Consider the following 9,766-nt stretch of genomic DNA (forward strand, 5'->3'; position numbering starts at 1 on the left):
GACCTACCGGAAGTTCGGGGATTTTCTCCGTACTCCTTCGCGTCGGGTTTACAATTTTCCTGACTGAATAGCAATCTTTTCTCTAACCCAAAAAGTTTGCCTTATGCTATTCATTCACCAACCAAGGATCCGGGGAAGTATCGTCTATTTCCTCGCCCTGCTGATGTTTGTCTTTTCCGCCGGGTGTTTCCACGAATTTTATAAAGTGCAGAACACCAGCCTGAAAAACTTCAGAGCTACCGTCCAGACCGGTACGATCCAGCGGGCCGATTATTACGTATTACACCACCAGGGAGTCGCTATGCACCTGGTCGATCCGTATTTTCAGGAGGGCTCGCTGCACGGTAACCTATCCGCTCTCCCACCCTACCGGAACCGCAACCCGAAAGACTACCAAAAACCTACCCGGTACCGTCCGACCGAAAAGTACATCCTGGAAGAAGTCCATATCTTTATCAATGATGACGCCGAGTTTCCGTTGGAGATCGGAAGTTATTTCGTTCCCGACTGGGCGATCACAGAAGTACACGTTTACGACAAGGATAAACAGGCCACGAGCGCTTCCTACGCCGCCAGTATTCTGGGGCTGAGTATTCCGCTGGTTATTACCGGGGCCGCCATTGCCGAATCGAGAGAGAGACCTCCCAGCTTTCAGATGACCACATCGAGTCACTACCAGTCGGCTTCCTGTCCTTTCGTGTATGCACACGACGGGAAGACCTTCCGACTGCAGGGTGAGGTTTTTGCCGGCGCTATTTTCCCGCAGCTGGAAAGACACGACTATCTTCCACTCCCGGACATTACACCGGTAGATCACGGTTACCAGATCCGGCTCACGAATGAACAGAATGAATTCCACCATATCAACCTGACGAGTCTGGTAGTGGTCGAACACCCGAAGAACAGCACGGTACTGCTCGATCAAACCGGCCGGCCCCACACTATTGTCGCGCCCCAACGGCCAATCACGGCCTTAGCCCCGGACGGTAAAGATCTGCTCCCTCTAATGACTGCCAAAGACGAGCTGGCGTATTACTACGAAGCGGGTGAACTCCTGCAAAACTACGTGGACCTCCGCTTCCAAAAGCCGCAGGCAAGCCGGGAAATGAAGCTGGTGCTGAATGCCCGGAGCTCTTACTGGTCGACCATGATGTTCGGTGCCATGACGGAAATGCTCGGGGATAATTACACTCAGTGGGCCGCCCAGATGGCCGATATACCCGCCGAAAACGTACGCCGGATGATGGATGACCAGGGGCTTCGCCTGGGTATTTATCTTTGGGAAAACGACCAGTGGCAGCTGGTGAACCGGATCGAAAACGTCGGCCCCATCGCCTTCCGCGATCTGGTGGTACCGATCGATCTGAGTACCCACCGGGGTGACGAAGTTCGCCTTAAAGTTGAGGGTGGTCATTTATTCTGGGAACTGGATTACGCTGCGGCTGATTTCAGCCCGAATCCGTCAGAGGTACAGATCAGCGAATATCAACCCGGCTACGCCATTGCCAGTGACCAACAGGTCTATACCGGCACCCTGGCCCGGGACGATGATCAATACCTGGAACAGCCGTCCGGCGGCCACCAGGTCAGCATCTGGTATCCGGCCCAACCCGCCCGTGCAGGTTTCACGCAATCGGTCTTTTTACACAGTAAAGGACATTATGAACATTTACGGGACTATCGGGGTACGCCCGATATGGCAAATTTCCCACAGCTGGACCAAGCGGGATCTTTTATCCAGTTTTCCAAAGATCAGTTTGAATTGTACCAGGCTCAGCGTAGCTGGTTGAAATAACATAAAGATCTTTGACGATTTTACCGAAAGGCTGAACGTCCATACCGTTCCGTTTATCAACACGCATCGACGGTCTTTTTTACCCGGGCGGGTGAAAGAGACCGTCAACGGTAACCACGACTTTACTTAATCTTCTTCTGCTCCGCTGCATTCACGAACAGCGTATTGCCGATCTCTTCGTAGCCGGAGAAGACGTCTACCCCATCGTGCTTGAGCACTTCATCGCGGAAACCGACGATCGTCAGGTCCGCATCCTTGCTTTTTTCGTTGATCACAGTCCGTGGATCGATATCCGGTTTACGGGGGATAACCTGAATGTTTTTCGGAGCGATCGGCAACTGACCCGCCGCGATCATTTTGCCCAACTGCTCCCGTTCCCGGTCGCAGATCTCATCGGGATACAGGGCGTAGATCTTAATATAACCACTGTTCCATTCTTTGTGCCCCAGGATGACGTAGGCCAACAGGATCATCAGACTGGCATTTTCATAATCGTTGGAAGTGATCCAGATATGAATGCTCTGTTTCAGTCCGTATCCCCGCTCGCTGCTACCCAGCAACAGAACGTCAAAATCAACAGATTTGACCAGCTTGAAGTTATCTACGATGTCCTCCAGATTGTCAGGTTTGTGCTTAGAGAATTCCAGTAACAGCAAATTATTTTCCGTGCCGGAAATGCCCGGAAGCTGGATCACCTGCGCAATCGCCGAAGTGTAACTCGGACTGATGAGGGTGTCGATATACACATTACTTTTGCTGGCTTCCGCCATCCGGATCAGCCGGTCCTGGGCTTCCTGAGCCTCCAGGTGGGTGGTTTTGGATAAGTAGCCCGATATCTTATGGATATAGGTGCCAAATCCGTAACGCTGGGCAATCCAGCGCAGCAGATCGAAAGCCGCCAGCCGGTCGAACGAATATTCCGAAATACAGACCGCCGACGGGCGCCAGCTGGCCGTTTGTTCCTTGTCCGCTTTTTGCAAAAAGACCTGCAACTGCCGGCTTAACTGGAAGATTACCCCCTGAAAGATCACGGCGATATTTTTCTTTTCCGGATTGTAGGCACTCACCACCAGGTAGATGATCGTCATGAAGACCAGCGCCAGGATCGCGTAGCCGGGATTCATAAAGAACATCAGACCGAAACAGGCGATGGCCCCGAAGAGCGAAATATACCAGCGCGAACGGAAGGTAGGCCGATAGGACGGATCCGCCGCAAAATGCTGCAGGAAGGAGATCAGACAGAGTGATCCGTAGGTCACCATGAAGAACATGGAGATGATCTCCGCCACAAAATCCAGCCCGCCCATCATGATGAAAGCGAAAGCGATCACGATCACCACCAGGGTGGCATTGAAAGGTTCGTCCGTTTTCCCGCGCCCCCGGGATAACCAGTAGTTGATCGGTGTAGAAGGCAACAGCCGGTCCCGGGCAATGGCCTGTAACGTACGCGGCGCCACCAGTATGGAGCCCAAGGCCGAAGAGATCGTAGCCGCCGCCAGACCAACGGGAATGATCCACCAGCCCTGCCAGGCGATATCGGCCATAACCAATCGGCTGGTATCCGCCAGATCTTCCGGACTGGCCGATGCGGAAAGTTTATAGGCAATGAAAAAGTAGATCACCATACCGGAAAGCGTTCCCGCCAGGGTCCCCAGTGGAATGGACCTCCCGGGGTCCCGCAGATCGCCGGACAGACCGACTCCCGCCGTCATGCCGGTAAAGGCCGGAAAGATAATGGCGAATACCGTAAAGAAGCTGATCGGCAATTCCGAGCTATTATTGACCGGATCCGGATCCGCTTGCCGGGGTTCGATCACCGGAGATTCGTTCAGTACGGTGGTACTGTCGTCCACCGGCGGTAGCAGGTCCTTCCGGGCCACGGTGGTATCGTCGATAACTTCGGTATTGTAAACGGTCGCAAAGGGATCGAATGGTTGTGATTGGTAGGCCGTCGTTCCCAGGAAGAATGCCACCAGCGACAGGAATAGAGTAACCACCACCACGTAGAGGGTTTTTACCCCCAGCTCAGCGCCTTTGGAAAGTACGATCGCAGTCAGCAAAAACAAAGCCGGAATGCTCACGGTCTGTTTCTTCTCCAGCAGCCAGATCAGTGACGGATGCAGTTCATAATTACTCAGCAGGTATTCGAACAGCGAAGCAAAAGCCTCCGAAAAGGCAATGATGTAAAAGGCCACACTAATAGCCTGGGAAAAGAAAAGGGCAATACCGATCGAAGACCCGATCACCAGTCCGAACGAACGGGAAATGATATAGTATTCACCGCCGCCCTCTACTTTCTGGTTGGTAGCAATCTCTCCGATGGCCATGGCCGTGGGGATGGTGACCGCGTGTCCGATCAGGATGATCGCAATGGTTCCGAATAATCCTACTGTTCCTACGGCAAATCCAAACCGCAGGAACATCACCGCTCCCAAAATGGTAGATATCGCCGTGAAAAAGACCGGAGCCGTACCAAATTTATTCGCTGTGTTACCGTTCATGCTGTTCGTGTATTAGCTCGTAGTGTTTAGGTTATCAATCTGCTGCTTTGCCGCCTATTGCCGGTATCTTCCGGATAGGGCAAAGCTTGAGCCGGATTATATAAGTGAAAACTAAGAAACTTTTCTCTGATCAAAAAGAATTTTCCGGCTACCTGCGAAAATGTATCCTTGTGGCGAAGTGTTTCAGACTGTAAATGCTGCGCTCAAAATGGTCTGGGAAATCCAAATCAATTTTACGTCAGTATAGTACTGAGATCAGCGACAAAGGTTCCGAATTCTTGGAGAAATTATTCGGGAGCCTGGAGGATAGGAAGTTTGGCCAGTTGGAAGGTAGATGAAATATGCGAATCAGGAGTTAAAAGTCCCGTAGGCCTAAAGGCACATTGATTTCAAGTTTAACCCCTGATTCAGATGAAATATAGTCTACCTCCCAACAGTCAGCCTAAAATACGGCGACGATCCCTTCCGGATCGTTGGGGCCGCCAAAATTATAGGGCATTTCACCCTGGATCCGTAATTCTTCGGCCGGAACCGGCAACTGCGCGGGCGTGCCCGTCTGCAAACCGCCCAGTGGCGTCACCTCCAGGTAGTCTTCGCGGGACATCATCCGGCGGCGATCGAGCCACAGACTGGCCGGACCGGTACTCAGTAATTCGATAGCTCTTTCGTACAGAATGGCTTGCCGTACTTCCTGTTCTCCCGCCTGTGAGGGGAGGTTCGGCAACTGTCCCCGGGTTTTCCGGGTACCGGCATTCAGGGCGGAAATAGCTTGTGATTTCTGCCCCAGTTCCAGCAGGGCTTCAATGCGCAGGAGCTCGTTATCGGCTTCCCGGAAAGCCGGCATGGGACCGGTACTGGACCCGTCGCCCGCGAAATCCGGATCGGTCAGGTTCCGGTTGTGCTTGTAATGAGAGTAGTGCCATTCGCCACGATCTACCGGGAAGTTATTTTTTGGAAGATAGACAAAGTCCGTCTTGAGGCGCTGATCATTGGATTGGGCTTCGGTTTTGCCCAGGGGAGCTTCGCCTTTAGCTGCCGTTTCCGGATAGCGGCTGGGCTGACTGGGATCCATGGCCGCAACCAGTCGCTGATCCACCCGGGCCCAGAACGGCCCCTGCCCGGTTTCCGCAAAGACCCATTGGTGGTAACTCTGCCAGGATTCACCGTCGGCCTCGGGGGCGAAATTGTAGGTCAGTCCCTTTTCGGCGTGATCCAGTACGGCCTGCCAGTTCACCGTTTCATTTTCTTCCGGAGTGCGGGGCCATTGCGTCAGAAAACGGGCGGCGTAAGCGTGGCTCAGTTGCACGAACTCATCCGTATTCAGTCGCACTTCGTTGAAATAATTGTGCACAAAATCTTCGCCCAGCGGCGTAGCGGTCTGAATGCCCAGCTCCAGTTCGGCCACCGAGGCGGCGATCATTTCCGGATAAGGTACAAAGTTCAGTTCCTGTTCCAGATCGGTGTACTCATCGACCAGGAGGCCCTCGTCAAAAATGAGCCCGAGGTAGCCCCAGCTGACACCGCGCAGGAAATAAGCTGCCGCCCGCACCCCCTGATCCTGCGGTCCGTCCCGGTCGATGGAAACGCCACGATCCAGAGCGGCCAGAATATCATTAGCCGTAGCTACGGCCGAAAGGCAGCCAAACCAGGGCTCCTGTACGACCTGACGGTAATCACTTTCTTCGGTTGTGCGGTTGTTGTAAGCGGTTCGGGGTTCCATGCCCATTCGCTGGGCGCCAAAATCCGCCCAGGACATACCGTAGGCATCGCCGGCAACGGATAATGCCAGCGCCGGATGATCGCCGTGCACGCCCTGCCACCAGTTGATGTAGCCGCCTTCCAGGGCGGCGATCAGGTCTCCTCCGGTAGTCAGGACCGTTTGGCGATCGGGATTATTTAAGTTTACGGTATCCAGCTCTTTGCAGGAAGTGAGCGAAAAAATGAGGAACAGGATATATGCTGGGTAAAAGTTTATTTTCATAATAATCGAATGTCAAAATTTTTGAATTTCTGTGGTTGTCCGGCCGCTCTATATTGATGGTAACGGCGATTTAGCATAGAAAAATTAAAAACCGAACTGCACGCTAAACGTGAAACTGCGGGGCAAGGGATAATTAAAACTGTCGACGAGGAACAGACTGGGATCCCCGTTGGGCGTAGTCAGGTCGCTGCCCCGGGCGTCGGGTGCGCTGGTCGATAGCAAACTCTCGCTGCGCGGCACGCTGCTCACATCCGGATGGAAACCCGAATAATCAGTTTTGGTGAAAATATTCCGGCCGATCAGGCTCAGACGAATGTGATCGAATTTCTTGAACAGACCGCCCAGCGACTGCTGCCGGATCATCAGCGTCAAAGCAGCTTCGCGCAGCATAAAAAAGCTGCCGTCCTCAACGAAATGATTATTGGCCACCAGCGCGTTGTACAGCCCGTTGCTGCCGTAAAAATTGGCGCTGATATTTGGATTATCGCCTACTTCCGCGTGCCGCAGGTCCTTGTACAACCACTGTTTGGTCGCATTGTAAATATCGCCACCCTTCTTCCAGTCAAACAGCGTATACAGTTCCAGACTGCGAAAAGCCAGCGTATGGGCAAAGCCCATGCGGAAATCAGGATTGATATCTCCGATCACATCTACGATGGGGTTACCACCGGCATCACGCAGTTTGTAGGGCGCTTCCTGCGCCGTTCCTAGCTGATCGGTTCGCACCACATAGCCCAGATCATTGATCATAAAATCCGCCGGGTTGATCCCTTCCTGCCCCTGAAGCTGTTCCAGGCTGGTCGCAAAGATCTCCCCTTCCATCAGGCCCAGGGTGCGGCCCTCTTCAATAACGAAAAGTGATGCCTGTTGCGCTCCCGGTCCGGTATAATAGGCCGGCACGTCGAGACTGGTTACCGTCTGCTGTACCCGACTGAAAGTTGTAAAGAGTTCCCAGCGCATAGCGGTGCCCTTGAACCGGAACAGACGGGCAAAATCAATATTTAGTCCGCCTTCGTACACTTTCGCCTCCAGGCTGCCGGCATTGCGCCACTGTCCCCGGAAACCCGCTGCGGCCGTCAACGGCACCAACAGGATCTGATCGTCGGTATTGATCCGGGAGAAGTTGAACTCCAGACGAAGCGAGCGGCCGATGGTGGCATCCAGACCGATCTCCTGCTCGGTAGACTGGGCCGGTTTCAGCAACTCGTTGCCCAGCGTATTTTTGGTCAGCTCTCCGTTCACCAGGCTAAAAGCCTCGAAGCGTTGCTCGTAGGTAGGCCGGATACCCGCCGTACCCATGGATGCCCGCAACTTCAACTCCTGGAAAGGTTTGATCTTAAGGTCCTGGGTGATCCGGTAGGCTCCGCTAACCCGGTAATAATTCGCCCAGCGGTTTTCCGGGCCAAAAAGAGAAGACCCCTCCCGACGCAGCAATCCACTAAACAGGTATTTTTCTTTGTAATCAACATCCGCGACCAGAAATCCGCTGTAGGCAACGATCTCCTGTGCCGCCGAACTGATCGTAATATTCGAACGCGCATTGTCCAGAGAATTCAAGTTCCGGACGGCCAGGTCTTCGCCTTTGCCCTCCCGGATCTCCTGGGTAATATCCTCGTACAAAAAGCCCAGCCGGGTAGCCAGATTAAATCCACCCCAGCCGCGTTGGGCACTTACGTTCAAGCGAGAAATAAAAGTTTGATCCACCTGATCCCGCTGGAGAATACCGCCGCCGTTGCTGCCCTGCACATTAGCCGTAGCCAGGGTACCAAATCCATCGGGAAGGGTGGTGCTCAGGTATCCTTTTTCCAGGTATTGTTCGAAGTTTCGTACCGACCGGTCCAGAGCCGCCGCGTAGGAGATATTCAACCATTCCTTCGGGTAATAGCTCACGCCGGCCTGCCCGAGCAGACGATTCCGGCCCAGGCGATTGCTGATATTTTCACGCGTATAAAGTGGGTTGGTAATATTGGCGCCGGTATTATCGATATCCCAGTCGAAGGCCGTTCCGTCCTCTTCGTTCGGGGCATCGAGGGTGAACATGGGCGTCATGAGGAGGGTCGAGGATAAAAAATTGTTCGGCCCGTTGGCCACCGGTTCGATCAGGTCCTGTTCGGACTGCGTATAGGCCGAGCTGAGGTATACGCTGAACTTATTGCTCACCTGATGGTCCAGGTTCAGTCGCAATGCATTGCGCGTGTAGCCGTCCAGGCCCTGTAAAACGCCTTTATCCTGCAGCCGCTGGTAAGAAGCGAGAAAGTTCGTAGCGTTGGTTTTACCCTCTACGATCAAAGCGTGGGATTGCCGGACACCACGTTGAAACAGGAAGTCCTCCTGGTAGTTTTGCAGATTGGGTAATTCCTGGCTGAACAACTGCCCCTCGTTGGGATTCCCCAAAATGGGCTGAGGTTCACCGCTGTCGATGATCTCCCGCTGGGTCAGGGTATTGACCGGATATTGATCAACTACCTCCGAAAAACCGGTTTCATTGCGGTAGGTCACTTTGGTTTTACCTACTTCCAGGTCCTTTCCCCTTTTGGTAAAGATCTGGATCACCCCGTTGGCCGCCTGGGAACCGTAGAGGGAAGCCCCCGCGGAACCTTTTAATACTTCAATGCGGTCAATGTCCTGCACCGGAATATCCGCCAGCGAGCCTTCACTCAGGAATATTCCGTCCAGGATGACGAGCGGTTGCTGCCCGTTGGCAATGGAATTGGCCGAACGGATCTGATAATAGACCTCCTGCCCCGGTTGCCCGCCGGGTCGGGATACCCGCAGGCCCGGTATTCGCGCCTGTAAGCTACTCCCCAGGTTGTCCGCCGGCACCCGGCCGATAGCGGGCCCGGCGATGCGCCCCACAGAATAGCTCATCAGTTTAGGCGACCTTCCGGTAGCCGTGCCGGTGATCACCACCTCCTGGAGTTCGGAAGCGGTTGTGGTCAGTTCCACATTGACGCGGTCCCGGTCTTTCGAATCTATTTCCTGGGTCTCGAAACCGGTATAGGTAAAGACCAGCACCGGTGGCGATGCCTTGCGGGAAAAGAACTGACCTCCCGAGCCGGGAATGCGGAGTTCGTAATTGCCGTCCAGATCGGTAACGGCGCCGTAATTGGTATCTTTAATTTGGATATTGACCCCTACGAGAGGTTCGCCGGTGGCGGCGTCGGTGACCCGCCCCTGGATAATTTGCTGGGCGGAAAGCGGGGTAATAAAAGCAACTAGCAGTACTAGGAGTAACTGTTTGATCATTCGGTAATTTGGTTGTAAAGGGGAAGCCAGGCCTCACGGCTTGTTACTTCCTGGAGTTTCAATGCGCAAAAATTCGCGGGCGGTACAATTGACGGCAAGCCGGCGAAACTACCCGGGTAGACCGCAGGAGCATCCCATCAACCGAAGGCCCAAAAAACTACTGCAAAAATCAAGCCAGGAAAATTGCCCGCTACCCGATAGCACGAGCGATCAAAGGCCCGATCCGTGCAATTCCTTAACGGC

4 protein-coding genes are annotated in these 9,766 nt (G+C 53.7%); 1 reads left to right on the plus strand and 3 read right to left on the minus strand.

Annotation, left to right across the window (positions count from 1 at the left end; all coding sequences use genetic code 11):
- The first annotated feature begins 103 nt into the window (after positions 1 to 103).
- A complete protein-coding gene (locus CRP01_RS07170; protein ID WP_099149336.1) occupies positions 104 to 1,795 on the plus strand; it encodes a hypothetical protein in 1,692 nt (563 codons plus the stop codon).
- Positions 1,796 to 1,917: 122 nt separating this feature from the next.
- Here CRP01_RS07170 and CRP01_RS07175 read toward each other — a convergent pair whose 3' ends face one another.
- From CRP01_RS07175 to CRP01_RS07185, 3 genes are all read right to left on the minus strand, one after another.
- Positions 1,918 to 4,296: an APC family permease gene (locus tag CRP01_RS07175; RefSeq protein ID WP_099149337.1), complete on the minus strand. Its 2,379-nt coding sequence runs from the start codon at positions 4,294 to 4,296 to the stop codon at positions 1,918 to 1,920.
- Between the two features lie 442 nt (positions 4,297 to 4,738).
- Entirely contained in the window at positions 4,739 to 6,277 is a 1,539-nt protein-coding gene (locus tag CRP01_RS07180) for a RagB/SusD family nutrient uptake outer membrane protein (RefSeq protein WP_099149338.1), read from the minus strand.
- Between the two features lie 84 nt (positions 6,278 to 6,361).
- Positions 6,362 to 9,523, minus strand: a complete 3,162-nt coding sequence (locus tag CRP01_RS07185) for a SusC/RagA family TonB-linked outer membrane protein (protein WP_099149339.1) — start codon at positions 9,521 to 9,523, stop codon at positions 6,362 to 6,364.
- Positions 9,524 to 9,766: the final 243 nt, after the last annotated feature.

Source organism: Flavilitoribacter nigricans DSM 23189 = NBRC 102662 (assembly GCF_002646595.1).
GTDB classification, from domain to species: Bacteria; Bacteroidota; Bacteroidia; order Chitinophagales; family Saprospiraceae; genus Flavilitoribacter; species Flavilitoribacter nigricans.

Bases quoted from the DNA above. Each gene is read 5' to 3' on its own strand.
- CRP01_RS07170 (WP_099149336.1), top strand. From the start codon at position 104: ATGCTATTCATTCACCAACCAAGGATCCGGGGAAGTATCGTCTATTTC.
- CRP01_RS07175 (WP_099149337.1), bottom strand. From the start codon at position 4,296: ATGAACGGTAACACAGCGAATAAATTTGGTACGGCTCCGGTCTTTTTC.
- CRP01_RS07180 (WP_099149338.1), bottom strand. From the start codon at position 6,277: ATGAAAATAAACTTTTACCCAGCATATATCCTGTTCCTCATTTTTTCG.
- CRP01_RS07185 (WP_099149339.1), bottom strand. From the start codon at position 9,523: ATGATCAAACAGTTACTCCTAGTACTGCTAGTTGCTTTTATTACCCCG.